The organism is Candidatus Macondimonas diazotrophica, assembly GCF_004684205.1.
In the GTDB taxonomy this organism is placed as follows: Bacteria; Pseudomonadota; Gammaproteobacteria; order UBA5335; family UBA5335; genus Macondimonas; species Macondimonas diazotrophica.
In genome coordinates, this window is record NZ_SRIO01000003.1 from 81,540 (window position 1) to 102,213 (window position 20,674).

At 60.2% G+C, this 20,674-nt stretch carries 21 protein-coding genes and 2 tRNA genes; 9 read left to right on the forward strand and 14 right to left on the reverse strand.

What is annotated here, in order from left to right:
• The first annotated feature begins 33 nt into the window (after positions 1–33).
• The 5 genes from E4680_RS03070 to E4680_RS03090 all read left to right on the forward strand — a co-directional run bounded on the left by E4680_RS03070 (position 34) and on the right by E4680_RS03090 (position 3,850).
• Positions 34–306: an HU family DNA-binding protein gene (locus tag E4680_RS03070; RefSeq protein ID WP_135280919.1), complete on the forward strand. Its 273-nt coding sequence runs from the start codon at positions 34–36 to the stop codon at positions 304–306.
• A gap of 11 nt (positions 307–317) precedes the next feature.
• A tRNA-Val gene (locus E4680_RS03075) sits at positions 318–393 on the forward strand.
• A 16-nt stretch (positions 394–409) separates the two neighbouring features.
• Positions 410–486, forward strand: a tRNA-Asp gene (locus tag E4680_RS03080).
• A 157-nt stretch (positions 487–643) separates the two neighbouring features.
• Entirely contained in the window at positions 644–2,524 is a 1,881-nt protein-coding gene (locus E4680_RS03085) for a SurA N-terminal domain-containing protein (RefSeq protein ID WP_167792352.1), read from the forward strand.
• Between the two features lie 9 nt (positions 2,525–2,533).
• Entirely contained in the window at positions 2,534–3,850 is a 1,317-nt protein-coding gene (locus E4680_RS03090) for a dicarboxylate/amino acid:cation symporter (protein WP_135280921.1), read from the forward strand.
• A gap of 15 nt (positions 3,851–3,865) precedes the next feature.
• Here E4680_RS03090 and E4680_RS03095 read toward each other — a convergent pair whose 3' ends face one another.
• From E4680_RS03095 to gloB, 3 genes are all read right to left on the reverse strand, one after another.
• The gene (locus E4680_RS03095; RefSeq protein WP_135280922.1) at positions 3,866–4,645 is read right to left on the reverse strand and encodes an enoyl-ACP reductase FabI; all 780 of its coding nucleotides are present in this window, start codon (positions 4,643–4,645) and stop codon (positions 3,866–3,868) included.
• Positions 4,646–4,691: 46 nt separating this feature from the next.
• Positions 4,692–5,951: a LysM peptidoglycan-binding domain-containing protein gene (locus E4680_RS03100; protein ID WP_167792353.1), complete on the reverse strand. Its 1,260-nt coding sequence runs from the start codon at positions 5,949–5,951 to the stop codon at positions 4,692–4,694.
• Between the two features lie 401 nt (positions 5,952–6,352).
• The gene (gene gloB / locus E4680_RS03105) at positions 6,353–7,132 is read right to left on the reverse strand and encodes a hydroxyacylglutathione hydrolase (RefSeq protein WP_135280924.1); all 780 of its coding nucleotides are present in this window, start codon (positions 7,130–7,132) and stop codon (positions 6,353–6,355) included.
• Between the two features lie 83 nt (positions 7,133–7,215).
• Between gloB and E4680_RS03110 the strand changes: the two genes are divergently transcribed.
• Genes E4680_RS03110 through dnaQ form a run of 3 tightly spaced genes read left to right on the forward strand, consistent with a single transcriptional unit; the run spans position 7,216 to position 9,190 of the window.
• Positions 7,216–7,995 carry a class I SAM-dependent methyltransferase gene (locus tag E4680_RS03110; RefSeq protein WP_135280925.1) on the forward strand — a complete coding sequence of 260 codons (780 nt, stop codon included), beginning with the start codon at positions 7,216–7,218 and terminating at the stop codon, positions 7,993–7,995.
• The gene (gene rnhA / locus E4680_RS03115; RefSeq protein WP_135280926.1) at positions 7,992–8,456 is read left to right on the forward strand and encodes a ribonuclease HI; all 465 of its coding nucleotides are present in this window, start codon (positions 7,992–7,994) and stop codon (positions 8,454–8,456) included. The genes E4680_RS03110 and rnhA overlap by 4 nt, the downstream gene beginning before the upstream one ends.
• Positions 8,456–9,190, forward strand: a complete 735-nt coding sequence (gene dnaQ, locus E4680_RS03120; protein ID WP_135280927.1) for a DNA polymerase III subunit epsilon — start codon at positions 8,456–8,458, stop codon at positions 9,188–9,190. Before rnhA ends, dnaQ begins: the two co-directional genes overlap by 1 nt.
• Before the next feature lies 1 nt (position 9,191).
• Here dnaQ and E4680_RS03125 read toward each other — a convergent pair whose 3' ends face one another.
• The 11 genes from E4680_RS03125 to E4680_RS03175 all read right to left on the reverse strand — a co-directional run bounded on the left by E4680_RS03125 (position 9,192) and on the right by E4680_RS03175 (position 18,948).
• On the reverse strand, positions 9,192–10,892 hold the full coding sequence (locus tag E4680_RS03125) for a proton-conducting transporter transmembrane domain-containing protein (protein WP_135280928.1): 1,701 nt from the start codon (positions 10,890–10,892) through the stop codon (positions 9,192–9,194).
• 157 nt (positions 10,893–11,049) lie between these two features.
• On the reverse strand, positions 11,050–11,673 hold the full coding sequence (locus tag E4680_RS03130) for a LysE family translocator (RefSeq protein ID WP_167792354.1): 624 nt from the start codon (positions 11,671–11,673) through the stop codon (positions 11,050–11,052).
• A 165-nt stretch (positions 11,674–11,838) separates the two neighbouring features.
• The gene (locus E4680_RS03135) at positions 11,839–13,317 is read right to left on the reverse strand and encodes a monovalent cation/H+ antiporter subunit D family protein (protein WP_240696097.1); all 1,479 of its coding nucleotides are present in this window, start codon (positions 13,315–13,317) and stop codon (positions 11,839–11,841) included.
• The gene (locus tag E4680_RS03140; RefSeq protein ID WP_205688729.1) at positions 13,314–14,795 is read right to left on the reverse strand and encodes a monovalent cation/H+ antiporter subunit D family protein; all 1,482 of its coding nucleotides are present in this window, start codon (positions 14,793–14,795) and stop codon (positions 13,314–13,316) included. Before E4680_RS03140 ends, E4680_RS03135 begins: the two co-directional genes overlap by 4 nt.
• A complete protein-coding gene (locus tag E4680_RS03145; protein WP_135280930.1) occupies positions 14,792–15,148 on the reverse strand; it encodes a cation:proton antiporter subunit C in 357 nt (118 codons plus the stop codon). The genes E4680_RS03140 and E4680_RS03145 overlap by 4 nt, the downstream gene beginning before the upstream one ends.
• Positions 15,145–15,561 carry a Na(+)/H(+) antiporter subunit B gene (locus E4680_RS03150; RefSeq protein ID WP_135280931.1) on the reverse strand — a complete coding sequence of 139 codons (417 nt, stop codon included), beginning with the start codon at positions 15,559–15,561 and terminating at the stop codon, positions 15,145–15,147. The genes E4680_RS03145 and E4680_RS03150 overlap by 4 nt, the downstream gene beginning before the upstream one ends.
• A complete protein-coding gene (locus E4680_RS03155) occupies positions 15,551–16,096 on the reverse strand; it encodes a DUF4040 domain-containing protein (RefSeq protein WP_240696098.1) in 546 nt (181 codons plus the stop codon). Before E4680_RS03155 ends, E4680_RS03150 begins: the two co-directional genes overlap by 11 nt.
• Entirely contained in the window at positions 16,084–16,416 is a 333-nt protein-coding gene (gene mnhG / locus E4680_RS03160) for a monovalent cation/H(+) antiporter subunit G (protein WP_205688730.1), read from the reverse strand. The genes E4680_RS03155 and mnhG overlap by 13 nt, the downstream gene beginning before the upstream one ends.
• Positions 16,413–16,721 (reverse strand): MrpF/PhaF family protein, encoded by a 309-nt coding sequence (locus E4680_RS03165; RefSeq protein WP_135280932.1) that lies wholly within the window; start codon positions 16,719–16,721, stop codon positions 16,413–16,415. Before E4680_RS03165 ends, mnhG begins: the two co-directional genes overlap by 4 nt.
• Before the next feature lie 4 nt (positions 16,722–16,725).
• On the reverse strand, positions 16,726–17,187 hold the full coding sequence (locus tag E4680_RS03170; RefSeq protein ID WP_135280933.1) for a Na+/H+ antiporter subunit E: 462 nt from the start codon (positions 17,185–17,187) through the stop codon (positions 16,726–16,728).
• A 279-nt stretch (positions 17,188–17,466) separates the two neighbouring features.
• Positions 17,467–18,948 carry a flavin-containing monooxygenase gene (locus E4680_RS03175; RefSeq protein ID WP_135280934.1) on the reverse strand — a complete coding sequence of 494 codons (1,482 nt, stop codon included), beginning with the start codon at positions 18,946–18,948 and terminating at the stop codon, positions 17,467–17,469.
• 218 nt (positions 18,949–19,166) lie between these two features.
• Here E4680_RS03175 and E4680_RS03180 point away from each other — a divergent pair, with 218 nt between their 5' ends.
• On the forward strand, positions 19,167–20,651 hold the full coding sequence (locus E4680_RS03180; RefSeq protein WP_135280935.1) for a DNA recombination protein RmuC: 1,485 nt from the start codon (positions 19,167–19,169) through the stop codon (positions 20,649–20,651).
• Positions 20,652–20,674 lie beyond the last annotated feature (23 nt).

The window sequence follows — 20,674 nt, forward strand, 5'->3', positions numbered from 1 at the left end:
GCAGGGTCAAGAAATCTAGGAGAATTATGCGGTATGAATAAAACTCAGTTAATTCAGGAGATCGCCGCCAAGGCTGATCTGAGCAAGGCAGAGGCGACACGGGCCTTGGATGCGTTCGTCGATGTCGTGACGGACGCCCTTAAAGAGGGGGAACAGGTCTCGCTTGTGGGCTTTGGGACCTTTGGGACGCGAGAGCGTGCAGCCCGCACGGGCCGTAATCCGCAAACCGGCGAAACGATTTCGATCAAGGCCAGCAAATCTCCTGCCTTCAAGGCTGGTAAAACGCTTAAGGATGCTATAAACTAGCCAGCTTTCCAGGGTGCTTAGCTCAGTTGGTAGAGCGTCGCCCTTACAAGGCGAGGGTCGGGGGTTCAAGTCCCTCAGCACCCACCAGCCGGGAAAAGTTTCAGGAGTGGTAGTTCAGTCGGTTAGAATACCGGCCTGTCACGCCGGGGGTCGCGGGTTCGAGTCCCGTCCACTCCGCCATATTGTGAAGGGCGCCAACAAGCGCCCTTTTTTTTGTCAACTCCAGGTTCCATACTTCCCGGTCTTTCGAGGTTCGGTGAACGTCTTCCCCACAAGAACGCCTGTCGTTTCTCCCGGTCTTATACTCCTTAACTAGAAAAGCTGAGGGATGCCACTGATGATGCAGTTCATTCGCGAGCGCTCCAAAGGCCTGTTGAGCTTCCTGCTGCTGGGTTTTATCGCGCTCACTTTTGCGTTATGGGGAATCAATTCGTATTTCACTGGCCCGACAGGCAATGCGGTGGCGAAGGTCGGTGCGCGCACGATCACGGCCGATGAATTCAGTCGCTTCTATCAGCAGCAATATCGTCAGGTTCAGTCCCTTTATGGCGATGCGTTTCGGCCCGAAATGGTCGATGAGGCCGCATTCAAGCGCAAGGTACTGGATGCCATGATTGCCGATGCGTCCCTGCGCCAGCACTTGATTCAGCAGCGGATGGTGATTACTGATGCCCAGTTGGCCGAGGCAATCAACCAACTGCCCACCTTTCAGGAAAACGGTGAGTTTTCGCCATCGGTCTATCAGCAATGGCTGCAGGCCCGGGGATATTCGCCTGCGGCGTTTGAAAACGAGCTTCGCGGGTCTTTGCTGACTGAACAAGTCAGGGCGGGGGTCCGCAATACGGCCTTTGTGACCCCGAAAGAGCTGGAAGGTGTAGTAGAGTTAACCGAGCAGCAGCGGGACATCGCGGTGATGGGTGTCACGCTGGCCTCCCTCACGTCGCAGGTGACGGTGACGGACGCTGCGCTTGAAGCGTTCTACCAACAGAATACGGCCTTGTTCGAAACCCCGGATCGCGTTCGCGTCAACTATGTGCGGGTAGAGCGCGAAGCATTGGCCGAGCAGATCCAGCCGAATGAAACAGCGCTGCGCGAGCTGTATCAGCGAGAGAAAAATCGCTTTGGCACCCCTGAGCGGCGTCGTGTTCGCCACATTCAGGTGAAAGACGAGTCAACGGCTCAGGCGCTAGCCCAGCGGTTGAAGGAATCGCCTGAGTCGTTCGCAACGCTCGCTCGGGAGAAGTCCGAGGATTCCGGCAGCGCTTCGAAGGGTGGGGATCTGGGTTGGGTTGAGCCCGGCATGCTGCCGACGACTCTTGACCAGGCGGCATACATGGCGGAGCCGAAAGAGCCCGTTGGTCCCATCAAGAGCCCGGATGGGTATCACCTGCTCTGGATCGATTCGGTTGAGGCCGGAAAGCAGGAGTCCTTCGAACAGCTACGTGGCAAACTGCTTGAGGAATATCGCAACGAGCAGCTGAGTGCACGTTGGAACGAGCTGATCGAAACGATCGAAACCGTCAATTTCGAGCAGCCATCGTCCCTCGATCCGGTGGCTAAGCTGGCCAATTCGCCCATCAAGACGACGGACTGGTTCACCCGTGATGTGGGTGACGCGCCAGCCAACTCGCCTCGGTTTCGCGAGGCCAGCTTCTCAGAAGAGGTGTTCAAGGATGGGCTGAACAGCGCGCTCATCCAATTGGATGAGGATTCTATGGTGGTTGTTCGCCTGGAGGATCATCAGCCGAGCCGGGTACCTCCGTTGAAGGAAATCCACGCTCAGGTTCGTGAAGCCTATTTGAAGGCCGAAGCCATCAAGCTGGCAGATCAGAAAATTCAACAGGCGGAACAGGCATTATCTGAAGGGAGTTCACCTGCGGAGGCCGCAGCCGAAATCAAAGGGAACTACCGTGAAATCGGTTGGATTGACCGGCAAGGCGGGAAGAATCTTCCGGTCGAAGTCACGACCAAAGCCTTCGCTCTGGCTCCACCGGAGGACGGGCAGCTGAGTTATGAGCGGGTGATTTTGCCGAACGATGATCGTCTCTTGATCCTGGTGCGTGAGGTCAAGGATGGCGATGCCCGGGCAGTCGACCAAGCCACACTGGATAAGATGCGCAAGCGGGTTTCGGAGGTGCGCGGTGATCAGGTCTTGGCGCTCTATCTCGAGGCGCTGAAGAAGACGGTGAAGGTCACCACCTACCCCGATCGACTCTAGACCGGGCTTATGCGGAATCCGCTACGCTGGCCGTCACACATCCAGATCCTGGTTGCCCTGATCTCGGGGGCGGCGGTCGGTCCGCTTCTGGCGGGTGAGCAGGGGCTTATTGGGCCGGCCTTGGGTGAAGGGCTTGCGCAGGTCGGACAGCTTTTTCTGAGCGCGCTCAAGATGCTGGTGATCCCCCTGATCATGGCATCCATCATTGCTGGGTTGAATCAGGAAGGGAGCCGTTCACCCTTGGGGCGCATGGGTTGGACGACCTTGGTCTTCTATATCGCGACAGGCCTGATCGCGGTGACCGTTGCAATTGTCCTGGCCAATTGGATTCGCCCTGGCGAACTCAATGGCGTTCCCTTGGCGGCTCAGATCGGTCTGCAGACGCTTCCCGGCGATCTCGATCCGACTTTGCTGTCCGGACAGCAACACATCGCACTGTTTCTGCAGCGACTGGTCCCTTCGAATCTTGTCGAGGCGGCAGTTGAGGGGCAGTTGCTGGGTTTGATCCTGTTCAGCCTCTTGTTTGGTTTGGCTTTGCGTCGACTTCACGGCGCAGCGGCGGAAACCCAGGTGCGCTTTTGGACGGGATTGAACCAAGTGATGCTTGCAATCACCGACGGTATCATGCGGCTGGCGCCCGTTGGCATATTTGCGCTGATCGCCGCCATGACCGCCCGTACTGGTTTCTCTGCCGCAGGCCCGTTGTTGTGGTTCATGGCGACTGTCATGGCCGGATTGCTGATTCATCTGATGGTGACGCTGCCCCTGCTGCTTCGCTGGATCGCCCGGGTGCCGCCTCGGCGCCATTTTCAGGCGATGATGCCGGCGCTTCTGATGGCATTTTCCACTAGCTCTTCCGCAGCGACGCTTCCGGTCACTATGGACTGTCTGGAGCGGCGCGCCGGGGTGAGTCGTCGCACGGCCGGATTCGTGCTTCCCCTGGGCGCTACCGTGAACATGGATGGCACCGCCTTGTTCGAATGCGTAGTGGTTCTGTTCGTGGCCCAGCTCTATGGCATCGACCTCACGCTTGCCCAGCAGGCGTTAGTATTGGCCGTTGCATTGCTGACATCGTTCGGTGTGGCGGGCATTCCCTCAGCGAGCCTGGTGTCCATTGCCATGATTCTTTCCGTACTCGGGCTGCCGCTAGAAGCTTTGGGGCTGGTGCTGGGCGTAGACCGAATCCTGGATATGAGCCGGACGGCGGTCAATGTCTTTGGGGACACTGTCGGCGCCGTGGTGGTTGCGCGGCTTGAGGGAGAACAGGAGATTCTGATCGAATCTCCCGATGTGCGTGAACATCGCCTACGGGAGCAGGGAGACTGATCCGCCAGCCGAAACTCAGGCGATCAATCCCAAAATATTGTAGCCGGCGTCGACATAGGTGATTTCGCCGGTAATTCCCGAGGCCAGATCCGAGCAGAGGAACGCTCCGACGTTTCCGACTTCCTCAATGGTCACATTGCGGCGTAACGGTGAGGCTTCTTCGGCCTTTCCGAGCATGCCGCGGAAGCCGCTGATGCCTGCGGCGGCAAGTGTCTTGATCGGCCCTGCTGAAATAGCATTGACTCGAATTCCCTCAGGCCCCAGATCCTGGGCGAGGAAACGCACACTCGCCTCGAGACTCGCCTTGGCCGGCCCCATAACGTTGTAGTGCGGAATTGCGCGCACCGCGCCCGCATAAGTCATGGTCAAAAGCGCGCCCTTGCGATCCTTCAGCAGTGGATAGGCGGCCTTGGCCAAGGCCACGAAGCTGTAGGCACTGATGTCATGTGCCATCCGAAAGCCTTCGCGGGTAACACTGTCGACAAATCGCCCTTCCAGCTGCTCACGCGGCGCGAAAGCAACGGAGTGCACCAGAATGTCCAGGCCGTCCCAATCCTTGCCGAGCGCGTCGATCAGGGCCGCGATCTGTTGATCGTCACTCACATCACAGGGGATGCACAGTGATGAACCACATTCGGCTGCCATCTCAGTCACGCGTGACTGCAGTTTCTCGCCCTGATACGTGAAGGCAAGTTCAGCACCTTCCCGATGCATGGCTTTGGCGATACCCCAGGCAATCGATCGATTGCTTGCCACACCCACGATCAGAGCACGCTTCCCGCTCAAAAAACCCATTTGCTTTCTTCCTTGCTGTGACACTCAGTAACGGGTGACCATGATATCACCCGGATACGGCGCCAGATTCTTGTGATGTCCTTGCAGGAATGCGAACGATCAGCCGTTGGCCCGTTTGGAGGATATGCGTGGTCTTGATGCCGTTCCAGAGCGCGAGGTCATCGACGCGGACCCCAAAGCGGTTGGCAATGGACGACAGCGAGTCGCCTGCGCGAACCGAGTAGCTCAGGGTCTTCTGGGCGGCTATGTCCTGTTTTGTTGATGGGCGAGCGCGCGGATCCTCTACCATCAGCTGTTGGCCGATCTGCAAAACGGCGGTAGGGGACAACTTGTTCCATTTGGCCAGGTCCGCTGTGTCGACGCGATGCGTCTTGGCAATCACGTACAGCGATTCCCCGCTGCGAACCGTATGTGTCTTTGGGGAAGCGCGGGTATGGACGATGCGAGGCTCATTAAGCGCCCGCGCGGCTTCTTGTCGCAAAGACGGGGATGGATCGATCGTCAGGTGTGGCGAGGCGACATCTTCGGTGATCGAGGCGGCCGGAGTGGCATTCCCGCTATCGAGGTAGTCTTTCAGGCGCTTCGCATGGACCGCAGGCAGGAGCAAGGGACCAGGCAGTGCCGCGATCGTCCGGGATTGGATGCCCGGGTTGTAGCGCAAGATCTGCGAGGGCGTGAGGTCGATTACCGCAGCCGCCGCAGCCAGATCCAGCCGGCCCTTGACATCGATGCTGTCTAGAACCGGACGATCGGGAATGTCCGGAAGTTCGACCCCATAGCGCTTGGCATTCTCGATGACCTCGCGCATGGCGATCAGGCGCGGAATGTAGCGGCGAACCTGATCGGGGACCGGCAATGCGGACCATTCGATCGGTTTCCCTTCGGTGCGATTTTTCCGCATCCAGCGCTGCACGTTCCCTTCGCCCGTATTGTAGGCGGTCAGGGCGAGCAACCAGTCCCCACCAAATAGATCACCCAGATACTCAAGGTAATCAAGGGCGGCGTGCGTCGAGGCCACAATATCATGACGCCCATCGTAGCCATGGGATAGTGTCAAGCCGAAGTTGCGAGCGGTTCCGGGGAGAAACTGCCACAGTCCCGCAGCTTTGCCCGGTGATACGGCGCTGGGATTGTAGCCGCTCTCCACGAGGGGCAGCAGCGCGATTTCCGACGGCAAGCCACGGCGTTCCACCGCGTCGAGTACCAGATAAAGGTATTCGGATGATTGTGCCAAGCGCCGCTCGATGGTGCGTGTTCCGAGCGCGTTGAGCTCCTGACGAACAGCCTGAGTGTCATCGAAATCCAATGAAAAGCCGCTTTGAAGCCGTTGCCAGATCATCCGTGTATGTTGCGCACCGACAGTCGACGGATGATGGGCAGTGGCTTCGTCGTACTCGGACTGCTTGTCCAGCGATGGCTGAATGAACTGCTTGGCGGCGCTTTCGATCGCCGTGCCGTTGCGTGAATGCTGCGTCGCCGGTGCAGCCTTTACGACCTTCGCAGTTGGGGCGGCGACGATGGGTGCGTTTCGGAGTTTGGCTGATTCAGCCAGGCCAGCGGATGAGGGAGGTTGGTGTCCACTGCAACCGAACAGGGTAAGACACGCCCCACTGATGAGTATCCAGGTCGGGACTGCGGATAGTCGGGGTTCAGAAATCCCCTCTCGGGCCGCTTTCAAAAAGGAATCGCGACGTTTGCCAGGACGGTTCATGCGTTGAAATGGTCCTTCCAGTGGCGCAATGCAGCGAAAACAGCAGTTGCGTCATGCAGTGGACGGCCGGCATGCCGCTCGGCTGCGGCGTGAACAGCCGAGACCTCTGCGCGTAGGAACGGGTTGGTCTGAAGCTCGTCGGCCAAGCGGCTGGGCAACGTGGGTTGCCCTTGGTGGATCCGCGCTTGATCACTGTCGCGTCGACTAGCCAAGGCAGGATTGTCGGGCTCGACTGCGAGTGCGAATTTCAAGTTGGCCAAGGTGTATTCATGGCCGCAATACACTAGGGTATCTCCCGGAAGTGCGGCAAGACGTTGCAGCGAACGATGCATCTGATCGGCGGTGCCTTCGAACAAACGGCCGCAGCCGGCGCCGAACAACGTATCGCCGCAAAACAAGGCGCTGAGCTGCGGAACGTAGAATGCCACATGCCCCAGCGTATGACCGGGAATTTCCAAAACGTGTACATCCAGGTCCAAGCCGGGCAGAACGAAGTTCTCTTGGTCGCTCACGCTGTGGGTCTTGCCGGGAATCTTTTCCTGGGCGGGACCGATCACCTGAACCTCGGGGGAGGCGAGCTTGGGGATGCCGCCCACGTGATCCGGATGGTGATGTGTCGCCAAGATCGCCGTTGCGTGGTAGGCGTTCTGATCCAGAAACGCGCGCACGGGAGAAGCATCGCCGGGATCGACGATCACAGACTGATGAGTGTCGGTATCCGCCAACACCCAGATGTAGTTGTCACTGAATGCTCTGACGGCGTGAACGCGCAGCATGGCCGATATCGTGTCAGCTTGATTGGCGCGGGTCAAGGCAAGGGTGGGGTAAGATAGTTCATGACGCGGGAAAGGAGGTTGGCATGGCCAGGCAATCTGTAACCAGCAAAGGCCAGGCTCTGGGTGCCTGGTGGGAGACCCCGTTGGGCAGCTATGTCCGGAGTTCCGAAAATGCATTGCTGTCCGGTGGGCTTGAAGGCATGTATGGAAGCTTTGGTCTCCAGCTCGGAGAATGGTCGGGTAAGCGCCTGTTCCCGCGGCAGGACGATCAGCTGCATCGCTGCTTCGTGATTTCGCCAAGTCAAAATGCGTATGTGGGCTCGGTCGATGTTCAGGCCGATCCGCACCATTTGCCCATTGCCACAGAAAGCGTCGACGTGGTCGTGCTGTCGCACCTGCTGGAACAGGTGCCGCATCCGCATCCTTTGCTGCGTGAAATCGATCGGGTGCTCATCGGTGAGGGTCGCCTGGTGGTCGTCGGGTTCAATCCGTACAGCAGCTGGGGGCTGCGCGTCAGATTGAGTCGATCCGGGCGGGTCGTGCCGCGTACACGGCGTCTGATCAGTGAACACCGCGTTCGGGATTGGTTGTCGTTGCTCGGCTACGATGTTACCGACGTGCGTTACGGACTGCACCGCTTGCCATTGGCGCATGGCCAGTTGCTCACCGACATCTTCCCTTGGCATCGGTGGAAGGCACGGTTCGCGCCGTGGACAGGCGGCGGGTATATCTTGGTGGCGCGCAAGCGCGTTCGCACACTGACGCCCCTACGCCGACGGCGGCGCTGGGTGCCGCGGTTGGTGCCAGCCGGTCGGCTGGGTTCCGCATTGCCCGTCAATACCACTTCGGAAAAGGATGCATGAAGCAAGTCGAGATCTTCACCGACGGCGCCTGTCGGGGTAACCCCGGTCCGGGAGGCTGGGGCGCGATCCTGCGTTTCGGGGACCATGAGCGCGAGTTGCAGGGGGGTGAGCCGCACACCACTAATAACCGCATGGAGATGACGGGCGCGATCGCTGCGCTGTCCGCACTGAAGGAGCGCTGTGACGTCGATTTGTACACGGACTCTCGTTATCTGTGCGATGGCATGTCGCAATGGCTGGCAGGCTGGAAGCGTCGTGGATGGCGCACCGCAAGTCGGGATCCGGTCAAGAACGAGGATCTATGGCGTCTGCTCGACGCGCTCGAACAACGTCACCACATCCGGTGGCATTGGGTGCGGGGGCATGCAGGACATCCCGAAAACGAACGTGCCGATGCGCTCGCCAATGCGGCCATCGATGCGTTGCGGGTAGACCGGCCGGCATCGGCGAGCGGCGTCTGATGCGACAGATCGTTCTGGATACGGAAACGACGGGCCTGAGTGTTGATGAGGGCCACCGGATCATCGAAATCGGCTGTGTCGAACTCATTGACCGCCGGCTGACCGGACGCTCCTTTCATCAGTATCTGAACCCGGATCGCGAGATCGACGCGGGTGCGATCGAAGTACACGGGATCACCCTCGAGCAGCTGGTTGATGCGCCCCGGTTCGGCGAGGTGGCGGGAGCCTTGCTCGATTTTCTGGGTGATGCCGACCTCATCATCCACAATGCCGCTTTCGACCTGGGTTTTCTGAATGCTGAACTGGCCCGTTGCCGGCAGGGCATCGAAGCCTTGGAGCGGCGCCTCGACGTGATCGATACCCTGGTCATGGCGCGCCAGCGGCATCCGGGGCAGCGCAACTCGCTCGATGCCTTGTGCAAGCGCTACCAAATCGACAACAGCCAGCGTCAGCTCCATGGCGCGTTGCTCGACGCGCAAATTCTGGCCGAGGTCTATCTGGCCATGACAGGCGGTCAGGTGGTTCTGTCGCTTGAAGGCCAGTCCATGGCCGTTGATGCACTGAACCGCGAGTCGGGGCCGGTCACGCTGCATCGGCCGGAACAGGGGCGTTGGGTGGTCACTGTGCTCGACGAGCAGGAGCTTGCAGCGCACGAACGCATGCTGGCCGATCTGGACAAGGCCAGCGCAGGCCGTTGTCTATGGCGGCAGTTGGAATCGACCCCAGCCGATTAGGTCAGAAAAAGTACAGCAGCAGATAGCCGGACAGAAAAATGGCTACCCACAGGGCCATGCTCCCGGTCTGCCAGTGCCGGACCAGCGCGGATTCCTCGCCTTGATCCTGGCGAAGCCGCCTCGAAACGATCCCGCCCACGGCAGCGATTGCCCGGATCAGGCCAGCAAGGCCATCCTGGATCCGTTGCTGGTAAGCAAGCCAATGGCTCGGAACGGCCCGTTGCAGGGTATCCACATCCCAAACCATGGCGGTTTGGCGTGGCCAGATTCCCCAGCGCATCAGTAGGGCGAAGATCAGCGTGGCCGAGGTGAGCAGCACCAACTGTTCGACCACATGTGCCACCGTGTAAAGCGAGTAGTCCACCGGGTAGGGCAGGATCTGATAGAGCAGGTTGGGACGACAGCCTAGCAGCAGAAGCCCCAGAGTGCTGAGGAGCATGGCCATGCGCATGGCGCGCGGCGCGTCGTTGATCTTTCGGTGCTGGCGCTGCGGTCCCAGGAAGGCGGGATAAAGCAGCTTGAGTCCGGCCATGATGAAGATGCCCACCGATCCCGCCATGAGTAGTTCCCACAGCATCGGCTGATGCGTTTCATGGGCCGCCGCAAGGATCAGTGACTTGCTGGCGAAGCCGGCAAACAGCGGGGTGGCCATGCCCAGCGTGCCGAGAAGGCAAAAGCCGAATGTCCAGGGCATCTGCCGCGCCAGTCCGCCCAATTCGCTGATTCGGGTAGTCCCGGCGGACTGCAGAACGGCGCCCAGTGCCATGAACAACAGCCCGCTGTACAGCACATGGCTGATGGCATGTGCCACGGCTGCGCTCAGGGCGAGGGGTGTGCCGATGCCGATCATGATGATCATGAAGCCCAGCTGATTGATCAGGCCGTAGACCAGGGTCCGCCGCAGATCGTCTTCCCGCAGCCCCTGAATCAGGGTGAAGAGAATCATGACTGCACCGATGGGGATCAGCGCTTCGGTGCCGGAAAAGCCGCGGGCCAGGGTGTAAATGGCCAGCTTGGTCGTGAATGCGCTCAAGAACACGGTGCCGGCAGGGGAGGCTGCAGGGTAGGCTTCAATCGCCCAGCCGTGCAGCAACGGGAACGTCGCCTTGATGGCAAAAGCGGCAAGGAGCCATGCATGGGCGCCGGTTCCGAGGGGTAAGGCATCAAATGCAAGCGACCCGGTCTCCTGGACATGGACGACCGCACCGCCCATCAGGAGTACACCGGAGATGACCTGGATCACGAGGTATCTCAGGGCCACGCCATAATCGGGTGCGGCGCCAGTTCGAACCAGCAGCAATGTCGAGGCCAGCGCCGTCAGTTCCCAATAAAGAAACAGGGTGATGAAGTCACCGGCACAAATCGCTCCGATCGCGGTACCGGCATAAGCCAGGCCTGCGGCGATTTCAAGGCGACGCGGGCTGCTGCGCAGATAGATGCTGCCTGCCAGCGCCGCAAATCCAAACAGCCAAGCAAAAGGCGCAGACAATGCATCCAGGCGTGCCGTGACCAAGGTCTTTCCGAGCAGGGATACTTGACCGAATGTCCCGCTGTTGAATTGATCGAGATGCATCAAGGCCAGCAGGGCGGGTATCGGCAACAGCCAGGCACGCAGGCGGCGTGGACATCCTGCAAGCACAAGGGCGCCCAGAATCAACGGCCAACCGGGGGGAAGATGCCAAGGCAGCGTGTCGTGACCCATGGCTCATGTACTCCAATGATAAGCGGTGCAATGTCGATCGGATCGGATTCGGCTCATGGCTTGATTCGTTAGCGCCCCGCGCGTTATGCCGCAAGCCGTGCCCGACACGATCGGAGCGGCAGTCTGTTGACGGGCCGAATGCCGGGGCACTGGTGATTCATTCCAGCAGCAGAATTGCGAGACCGGCCAGCATCATGCTGCAGGCGGCAAGTCTTTGAAACCCGGTGCGCATGCCTTGGCCGATCATTCTGCCCGTCACATGTGCGGTAGCAGCGTATCCAAGCTTGGTTCCGCCGACGGCGAGTGCACAGATCAGGATCACCAGGGCGAGGTCGACCGGAGTAACGCGCGCCAGATCGAAAAAGGCCGGAAAAAATGCCAGATAGAACAGGATTGCCTTTTGGTCTGCCAAGGTGATCAGCAGGCCAGCCAGGTAGCTCGCAGCCCGGCCGGGTGGGTGCGTTCGGATCGCTTCGGCCGGCAATCCCACACGCCGCCAATGGGTGATTCCGAGCCAGATGAGATAGCCACTGCCGGCATATCGCAACAAATCTGACAGCGTCCCCAGCCGGTCCGTCAACAGTGTCAGGGCGAATGTCGCCAGAAAAATGAACACGATATCGCCGGTTACGACACCCAGGACCAGCCAAGCACCCAGCCGGAAGCCGAAATTCGTCGTCTGCGTCATTACGGTCAGTACGCTGACGCTCGGGGCTGCAGCGAGTACCACCATGGCGCCAAACATCGCAAGGAGTTGGGAGAGGTGAAGGGTGATTTCCATGGTGGGGCATCGTTGATCGGTACAAGAATTGATCGGTACAAGAAAATGAGGGCATGCCGAAGGCTGCGGCATGGCCGGCTTTCCGGGAATCGTGAACATACGCAAAGCGGTCGGTTGCGCGATGAACACGACACATGAGAGCGGAGCGGCCTTCGGATTTCTCCCTCATGGTCCCAGTGCAAAGACCCCTGGGTGCAGTGGGCTCAGGAGTGCAAGGATGGGATCAGGCCAGAAAAACAAGGCCAGTGTGGCCAGGGCCGTGAAGCACAACGGCAGCAGACAGGCCAGGGGTGCTTCGCTGATGCCTGGGGCGCTTCCTGCCGGCAAGGGCCGGAAGAAGGCCCGTCCCACGACCGGCATCAGATAGGCCAGATTCAGCAAGGTACTGAATAACAGGGCAGCCAGTAACAGCGGCTGTTGGTCTTCCATCGCGGCGGTGGCGAGCAGCCATTTGCTCCAGGTACCCCCACCTGGCGGTAGCCCCGCCACACTGACGGCCGCAATGGCAAATGCGGCAAAGGTCAGCGGCATGCGGCGTCCCAGTCCATCCAGCTCACTCACTCGGCTCTTATGTGCGGCGACCAAGATTGCGCCGGCGCAGAAGAACAGCGTGATCTTTCCGAAAGCATGCATGACGATGTGCAGTCCGCCGCCCATGATGCCCGCGGCAGTGGCCGTGGCAGCCCCGAGAATGATGTAGGAAAGTTGGCTGACCGTAGAGTAGGCGAGCCGGGCTTTGAGATTGTCTTGAGTCAGCGCGACCAACGAAGCCGCGACCAAGGTAAAGCCCGCAACGTAAGCCAAAATAGTGCTGGCTCCGGTTTCCTGCAGAAATTCCAGGCCGAAAATGTAGTAGGTCACTTTCAGCACTGTGAATACGCCTGCCTTGACGACAGCCACGGCATGCAGCAATGCGCTGACCGGTGTGGGCGCCACCATGGCACCCGGTAACCAGCGGTGAAACGGCATCAGTGCGGCCTTGCCGATGCCGAACAGAAACAGGGCATAGAGTATTGCCGCGCTGTGGGGCGGCAGATGGCCAGCGAGAATTCCACCGGGCCGGAATTCCAAGGTGCCTGTCGCCATGGCCGTCCAGATGAGCGCCGGCAACAATAAGCCGATGGAGGTGCCCATCAGCAGGAACAGATAGGTGCGCGCCCCGCGCTGGGCTGCTTCGTTGCCGGCATGAGCGACCAGCGGATAGGTGGAGAGCGTCAGCAGTTCGTAAAAGACAAATAATGTGAACAGATTGTCGGCAAAGGCGATGCCCATCGCGCTGGCGAGCGCCAATGGAAAACAGGCAAAAAACCGAGTCTGGTTTGGGACGTGATGCCCGCGCATATAGCCGATGGCGTAAATCGCCGTGGGGATCCAGAGCGTGGCGGCGACCAGGGCAAACAGGGCACCCAAAGGCTCGGCCGAAAATGCCAGCGCCATGCCGGGAAGTATCTGTGCCACCTGCAGCGCAGGTTGGCTACCTCCGTGCACCGCAGACACGATCGCAATGACGGCGAGCCACAGCCCCGCGGCCGTGGCCAGGGTCACCGTTTCGCGCAGGTTGGGGTGGTTGCGGGCCATTGCGATCAACGGCGTGGCAAGCGGGGTCGCGAAAATGGCCAACGCCAAGGCGTGTTCAGCAGTCACGGCGCCGCCTCCATCAAGGCCTGCATCGCGCGCTCAGCCAGGCTGAGCGTCAGATGGCTGTCGATGCCGAAATACACGTTGGCGGCGATGACCGTCCAGGTGGGAATCAGCAGGGACCATGGTGCTTCCCGGACGGCCGGGCGATCGTGAGGCGAATCGCGGAAATAAAGCTGCTCGATAACGCGCCATACATAGCCCAAGGCCAGCAACGAACCCACGACGATGATGCCGGCGAGCAGCCACTGGTCTTGCTCCAAGGTGGCCAAGAGCAAATACCATTTGCTGATGAAGCCCGCCGTGAGCGGCACGCCGATCAGACTGAGTCCGGCGATCACGAAGGCGGCTGCCGAAAGCGGCATCTCGCGCGCAGCGCCCGCCAGTGCAGGCAGCGCCATCGAGCCCAGGCGGTAGTAGAGGCAGCCCAGTGCCATGAACAGGGCACCCTTGGCCAGCGCGTGATTCAGCAGATGCAGGAGTCCGGCGGTGAGCCCGGACGGGGTGAGTAGTGCAAGGCCCAGGACGATGTAGCCGATCTGGGCGACGCTCGAATAGGCGAAGCTGCGTTTGGCGTTGTCCTGATAGAGCGCAGCGATCGAGGCGAGAATGATGCCCAACCCGGCAAGAGTGGGAAACACACGCGCCACGGTCAATCCCGAGAAGGCGTGGTGGACACCGAACAAGTCGAACGTAAAGCGCAGCATCACATAAACCGCGACCTTGGTCGCGGTGGCCGCCAGAAAGATGGTGACGACCGATGGCGCATAGGCATAGGCATTCGGCAACCACAAATGCAGAGGAAACAGGGCAAGCTTCAGGGAAATGCCAACGATGAAAAAGGCGAAAGCGGTTTGTACGGCGCGTTGGTTCTCCGCGATGGGAAGCTTTTCTGCCAGATCGGCCATGCCGAGCGTTCCGGTGGCCGCGTACATGAAGCCAATGCCGATGAGGATGAACGTCCCCCCCAGCGTCCCCATGATCAGATACTGGAATGCGGCGGTGAGCGCGCGACGGTCCTGCCCCATGGCAACCAGGGCATAAGTGGACAGGCTGGAGATTTCGAGAAACACGAACACGTTGAACGCATCCGCCGTCGCGGCCATGCCCATCAGGCCGGTCATGCACAGCAGCAGTGCGGCGTAGAACAGTGCGGCCTGCGTTGCACCGATTTCCCGCAAAACACTCCTGCGGGCGTAAGGCAACAGGACGGCCGCGGTGGCGCTGATCAGCAGCAACAATGCGCCATTGAGTGCATCGATGCGATAGGCGATGCCCAACGGCGCGGACCAGCCGCCCAGTGCATAGTGGATCGGGCCCAGCAGCGCGACCCGATCAAGAAGCAGTACTGCGTTGACGAGGATGACCCAGGTGGTGGCGAGCGTGAGCCACCAGGCCAGGACTTCCCGGCGCAGCAGGACGCATAAGGGGGCCGCGACAAGCGGCAGCACCACTTGCAGAATGGGTAAATGCGGAGCAATCACAAGCTGTCGTCCTGGCGATGAATCTCGTCTTCCTCGATGGTGCCATAGGCGCGATGAATCCGAATCACCAGCGCCGCGGCCAAGGCGGTCGTGGCAATGCCCACGACGATCGCGGTGAGAATGAGGACATGCGGGAGGGGATTGCTGTAGCGCGTCCAGCTGGGGTCGAGAATAGGGGCGGTGCCACCTTCCACTTTGCCGAGCAGGATATACAGGAAAAATACCGAAGTTTGAAAGATGTTCAGCCCAATGATCTTCAGCACGAGATTGGCATGGGCGATGAGCATGTAGAAGCCGGTCATCATCAGTACGATGACGATCCAATAGGGATAATGGTCAAGCACGGTCATCATGCGCGGCGAGCAAAAGCCGAGAACAGTTGGATCATGACGCCAGCGACGGTGATGCCGACGCCGAGCTCAATGATCAGGATACCCAGATGCTGCCCATGCTTGGGGTCATGGGCGAGCACGCCGTAGTCCAGGAAATTTCCGCCAGCAAGGAGACTGGAGAAACCCACGCCGGCATAAATCAAGACGCCCAAGGGCATCATGGCCTCTGAGCAGCGCGCGGGGATGATCGATTCCGCTGCCGGTAGCCCATGAGTCAGAGCGTAAAGGATGAAGCCCACGGCGAACAGGACCCCCGCCTGGAAGCCGCCGCCGGGGCCGTAGTCGCCGTGAAACTGGACGTACAGCGCAAACAGCCAAATGATGGGCGCCAGAAGCCGGGCCGTGACCCGCAGGATGACCTGATCATGAATCATGTGCTTGCACCTTCTTCCGCCGACTTCCGAGCAGTGCCAGAACGCCGACAGCGGCGGTGAGGACCACGGTGGCTTCCCCCAGGGTGTCGTAACCCCGGTAGCTGGCGAGAACCGACGTCACGACGTTGGGCAGACCGGTGGTCTTGGGGCTTTCTTCCAGATAGCGCAGACCCACATGCTGATTGGCCGGGGACGATGCCTCGCCATACGGGGGCATGTTCCAGGTACCGTAGACCAAAGCCGCACCGGTGATCAGCACCACGACCAAGGGTATCGCGCCGCGGTTTCGCGACGGCCGGGTGACCCGGGTGGTGTGGTGCAGGGTGGCCAACAGCAGGACCGTCGAGATCCCTGCACCCACAGCTGCTTCCGTGAAGGCGACGTCCACGGCATCCAGAATGACGAAGACGCCAGCCGAGAGCAGGCTGTAGATGCCGGATAACATGACGGCCGTAATGCCATCGCGCAAGCGCAGGATGGCGAGCGCCGTGATGCCGAGAAAACTCATCAGGACCATCAGAATCAGCGTTTCCACGACAGGATTCCCTTCTGGATATGCTCGCGGATGGTGCCGTCGTGAAGCGCGGCATGACACAAGGCGTGGCTGGATACCGGATTGGTCACGGCCAGAAACAGGAAAATCAGGCCCAGCTTGACGGTGACCAGCCACCCGCCACCCAGCATCATCAGCCCGATCAATATGGTGAACGTTCCCAGAGTTTCACACACGCCCGCAGCGTGGATGCGGGTGAGGAAATCCGGAAAACGCATGAGGCCGATCCCGCCGATGATGAGAAATATCGAGCCGATCGGCAGCAATGCCGTGGCCAGCAGGTCGAGCAGGCCGGCCATCATGGCAGCGGGTCCTTGTTTTCGTCAGGCGCCGCAATCTGATCGCCGAAGTCGCGACGTTGCACGAAGCGCAGTACGGCGATGGTTCCGATGAAATTGATCATCGCGTAGGCCAGGGCGATGTCCAGCCACTCCGGCCGACCCATCACGAAACCCAGCAGCGCCACCAGCAATACGGTCTTGGTGCCGAACAGATTGACGGCCAGCAGCCGGTCATAGAATGTCGGTCCGACGACGGCTCGCAGCAAGCCGATCAGCATGGTGACCAATAGGGCTGCGACGGCCCCTTTGAGTGCCAGGCTGGCCATGGTGTCAGGATTCCAGGGCGGTGACTCGCCGATCCATGTCACCTTCGATCAATGATTCGGCGGCTTCGCGGATCAACGCGTGGATCAGGATGTCCTGGTGGTCCACGTCGATCGAGACCGTCCCGGGCGTCAGGGTGATGGAATTGGCGTACACAGTGCGCCCCAATGGAGTTGTCTGGGTTGCGGGCACCCGCGCCAATGTGGGCGTGATGGCCAGTGTGGGCCGAAGGATTTCGCGCGAAACCTGCAGATTGGACAGGATGATTTCCTTGAGCAGCCATCCCAGATAGCGCGCGGCGCCGAAACCGGGGCGGATTATCCGGTTGTCGTCGGGCATCCGGCGCGACAATAGCCAGACCAGCAGCACCGACAGGCCGCCCAATGACAGCAGCAGAGCATCGGCATGTCCGGAAAGCAGGAGCCATAACATCGCAAGGGAAAGCAAAGAGGCGACCGCTTTCGCCATGATGAGACTCACTCCGCTGGATTCGTCAGGGATGGCCAGCTAGGCCATGGTTCCGATTGTTTCAAACTACCCAAGCCATGCGGTGGCGTCAACCGCGCAGCGGCGTGAGAGTTGCATGGTCAACGGGCTCAAAAAAAGGCATGGGTGCAGATGGCCACCCATGCCCAGTTCCAGGGAGTGCAATTCGAGATGGCTACCGGTCTCGATCCAATGCGCTCGGTCCGTCGCCATCCCGCTGAGCTTCACCGAGAAAAGGGTGGTGAAACGCTCATTTCAGGTCTAGCAGGCCTTCGCCGATCCGTCCAATCCGGCCGCGATCTCCAAGGCGTTAACGGCAGTCGGTGGGAATGCTTGATGCGGTACGAGAAGGGCATTGGCTGCAGACCGGGCGCGGCGCCGTCCTTCCGCGAGATCCTGAGCCAGTCGATAGGTGTATTCCTGGCAGTTTATTTGGATGGTGTGACGCGGACTTGCCACGAAACGACGCTTCATGCGCCGGTGTTCGGTCTGCATCCGCAGGGCCATTTCATCCGCCGTTGGCGGGTGATATTGGCCCGTGAGGTATTCCGCCATCCAGCGGGACTGTTCGTCGGCGATCGGCATCATGGCGCAGAACGGTTGCACCAGCCCGAGGAACAGCAGATCGGGATAGCGGGGGTCGATCATGCGCTGATAAAGCGCGATATCGTTGTCTGGTGCGCTGATCAGCTGTTCATCAAGGAAGGGGAAGCGGATGCGGTAGCCGGTGCAATAGATGATGGCCTGCGCCGCTTCGACCGAGTCGTCTGCGAAACGGATCCGATCCCCCAGCAACTCGGCGATGGGTGGTTTCGGCAGAACATCGCCACTGCCTAGACGGATGTGAATTTCGCTGGAGATAGTCGGATGCTGTTGACCGAACCAGCCTTTCGGTCGAGGTAATCCATAGCGTTCCGGGCGGCCGACCAAGAGATTCAATCCCAGGGTCGCCAATGGGTAGAGCAGCCGGTCAAAGACCGCATCGGGCAACGACCAGAGCAGGCGCTCAAGCAGACCGGGGTGATTGCTTGGATGACGCAGCAGAATGTCATAGACCAGCTTGCTTCCCAGATATTTGGGGAGGATGTAGGTGCCTGAGCGTACAGAGAGATAAACCGCTTCAGCGTTTTCCTTGTGACCCAGTTCGGATGCAATGTCCATGGCCGAGTTGCCCATGCCGACAACGACGACGCGTTTGCCCCGCAAGTCATGGGGATTCGCGGGATCGACGTAGTCATGGGCGTGCATTTGAATCCCGTCGAAACGGCCAGATGGCAGCGGCTTCGGCCAGAGAGGATCCCAGTGATGGCCATTGGCGACCACGACCGCATCGAACTCCGCTTTGCTTCCATCACCGAGATGAACGGTCCAGCCGCCTTGCGCGCGACGTTCACAGCGGGTCACGGTTGTGCCGAGCCGGATGGTGTCGCGCAGGCCGAAATGATCGACGAACGATTCAAAGTATGCCGCGACCTGCGCATGCCCCGGAAAGTCGGGATAGTCCGCTGGCATCGGGAAATCCCGGTAACCCATTTGTGTGCGGGACGTATTGATGTGCAGTGAGCGGTAGGCCGCAGACCCGCCATTGGCGGCTGACTTATTAGTGAAGGCCCACATCCCGCCAATGCGATCGGCGGATTCATAGCAGACATAGGGCAGGCCATAGGCCTTGAAGTTGCGGCAAGCGGCAATTCCACTGGAGCCCGCGCCGATAATGCAGACACGTGGCAAGTCGGAATTCATAATGGGATGCCTCCTTGTCCGGATATGCGGAATTTGCCGGATGCCTTTCGCTTTGATCGACCATGGCAAGTTGCCCCATTAATGGCCGTTTGCCGCCTTGAATCGGCCAGATGGGCGCCTCCTGAAGCGCCATTCAACAGCGGCATGACTTGGGTCATGCAACAAGGGCCAATGTGTGCCTGGCAATCGCTCACTGTAAACCAAAACGGGACCGACTCATGAGGTGGGAGCTGATATTGGCAATAGGACTGGGTGTGATCGCCGTGGTGCTTGGCATCCTGGTTGTTCATCTGCGTGCGCGCCTGAATGTCGAAAAGCGCCTGCGGCAACGGGCCGATCAGGCGCATGCCGCAGGGTTGGAGCAGGCCGGGCAGGCCGAACGCCAACTGCGCAACGAGATCGAGCACCGCGCGCGCGCGGAGAGTCGCATCACGCACCTTTCCGAGCTATCCATGCGCCAGGCCCAGTTACAGGAGGCCGTGACGGACTTGCGCGCCAACAACGCGGAGCTGCAGGAACGACTGGAGCAGGAGCGGCGGGGGGCAGCGGAAAAGCTTGCCTTGCTCGAGGACGCCCGCCTGCGCCTGGCGGATGCCTTCAAGGCACTTTCGGTCGATGCCCTTCAGTCCAACAATCAACGATTTCTCGAACTGGCGCGCGAGAATCTGGGGCATTTCCAACAGCGCGCTCAGGGTGATCTGGAGGCGCGGCAAAAGGCGATGGACAGCCTCATCAAGCCCATCTCCGAATCGTTGACCAAGGTCGAAACGCGCATCGGGGAGGTCGAGAAAGCCCGCATCGATGCCTATAGCGCGCTGGACCAGCAGCTCAAAGCACTGCTCCAGCACCATCTGCCGCAATTGCATCGTGAAACGGCCAGCCTGGTGCAGGCGCTACGCCAACCGGCGGTGCGAGGCCGTTGGGGCGAAATCCAGCTCAAGCGCGTGGTCGAGCTGGCCGGCATGCTGGAACACTGCGATTTCACCGAGCAAACAAGCATGGCTGGCGAAGGGGGGCGGCTCCGGCCGGATCTGGTGGTTCGTCTGCCAGGCGGCAAGCGCATCGCGGTGGATGCCAAGACGCCATTGGATGCCTACTTTACCGCAGCAGAACTGGAATCCCAGGGGCATCCGGGTGAAGCGGAACGCAAAGTGGCCGAACACGCGCGGCAACTGCGGGATCATATCCGCAAGCTGGCGGAAAAGTCCTATTGGGAATATCTGTCCGGGGAGTATGGTGTCAGTCCCGAGTTCGTTGTGTTGTTCGTTCCGGGCGAGGCTTTCTACAGTGCGGCCTTGAAGGCCGATCCGTCGCTGATCGAGCTGGGTGTCGAGCAGCGGGTGATTCTGGCCACCCCGACCACCCTGATTGCCCTGTTGAAGGCCGTTGCCTACGGCTGGCGCCAAGAGCGAATGGCCGAGAATGCACAGGCGATCAGCGACCTGGGCAAGGAGCTCTACAAACGTGTGGTGACGCTGGCGGATCACTGGGCTCGTCTGGGCAAGAATCTGGGGCAGGCAACCGATGCCTACAACAAGGCGACCGCGGCACTGGAAAGTCGGGTGCTGGTCTCCGCGCGGCGGTTCCGCGACCTGCATGTCGCGGTTGAAGCGCCGGATGTGTCGACGCTCGACCCGGTCGATCAGGTGCCGCGTGTGCTTCAGGCGCCTGAAATTACGGATGCATCGCCGGGCGATCCATGATTCGATGCGTCAAGAAAAGGCCC

Excerpts from the sequence above, each read along its gene's own strand:
- E4680_RS03070 (WP_135280919.1), top strand. The coding sequence starts at position 34 with ATGAATAAAACTCAGTTAATTCAGGAGATCGCCGCCAAGGCTGATCTG.
- E4680_RS03085 (WP_167792352.1), top strand. The coding sequence starts at position 644 with ATGATGCAGTTCATTCGCGAGCGCTCCAAAGGCCTGTTGAGCTTCCTG.
- E4680_RS03090 (WP_135280921.1), top strand. The coding sequence starts at position 2,534 with ATGCGGAATCCGCTACGCTGGCCGTCACACATCCAGATCCTGGTTGCC.
- E4680_RS03095 (WP_135280922.1), bottom strand. The coding sequence starts at position 4,645 with ATGGGTTTTTTGAGCGGGAAGCGTGCTCTGATCGTGGGTGTGGCAAGC.
- gloB (WP_135280924.1), bottom strand. The coding sequence starts at position 7,132 with ATGCTGCGCGTTCACGCCGTCAGAGCATTCAGTGACAACTACATCTGG.
- E4680_RS03110 (WP_135280925.1), top strand. The coding sequence starts at position 7,216 with ATGGCCAGGCAATCTGTAACCAGCAAAGGCCAGGCTCTGGGTGCCTGG.
- rnhA (WP_135280926.1), top strand. The coding sequence starts at position 7,992 with ATGAAGCAAGTCGAGATCTTCACCGACGGCGCCTGTCGGGGTAACCCC.
- dnaQ (WP_135280927.1), top strand. The coding sequence starts at position 8,456 with ATGCGACAGATCGTTCTGGATACGGAAACGACGGGCCTGAGTGTTGAT.
- E4680_RS03125 (WP_135280928.1), bottom strand. The coding sequence starts at position 10,892 with ATGGGTCACGACACGCTGCCTTGGCATCTTCCCCCCGGTTGGCCGTTG.
- E4680_RS03130 (WP_167792354.1), bottom strand. The coding sequence starts at position 11,673 with ATGGAAATCACCCTTCACCTCTCCCAACTCCTTGCGATGTTTGGCGCC.
- E4680_RS03145 (WP_135280930.1), bottom strand. The coding sequence starts at position 15,148 with ATGATGACCGTGCTTGACCATTATCCCTATTGGATCGTCATCGTACTG.
- E4680_RS03150 (WP_135280931.1), bottom strand. The coding sequence starts at position 15,561 with ATGATTCATGATCAGGTCATCCTGCGGGTCACGGCCCGGCTTCTGGCG.
- mnhG (WP_205688730.1), bottom strand. The coding sequence starts at position 16,416 with ATGATGGCCGGCCTGCTCGACCTGCTGGCCACGGCATTGCTGCCGATC.
- E4680_RS03165 (WP_135280932.1), bottom strand. The coding sequence starts at position 16,721 with ATGGCCAGCCTGGCACTCAAAGGGGCCGTCGCAGCCCTATTGGTCACC.
- E4680_RS03170 (WP_135280933.1), bottom strand. The coding sequence starts at position 17,187 with ATGGCGAAAGCGGTCGCCTCTTTGCTTTCCCTTGCGATGTTATGGCTC.
- E4680_RS03175 (WP_135280934.1), bottom strand. The coding sequence starts at position 18,948 with ATGAATTCCGACTTGCCACGTGTCTGCATTATCGGCGCGGGCTCCAGT.
- E4680_RS03180 (WP_135280935.1), top strand. The coding sequence starts at position 19,167 with ATGAGGTGGGAGCTGATATTGGCAATAGGACTGGGTGTGATCGCCGTG.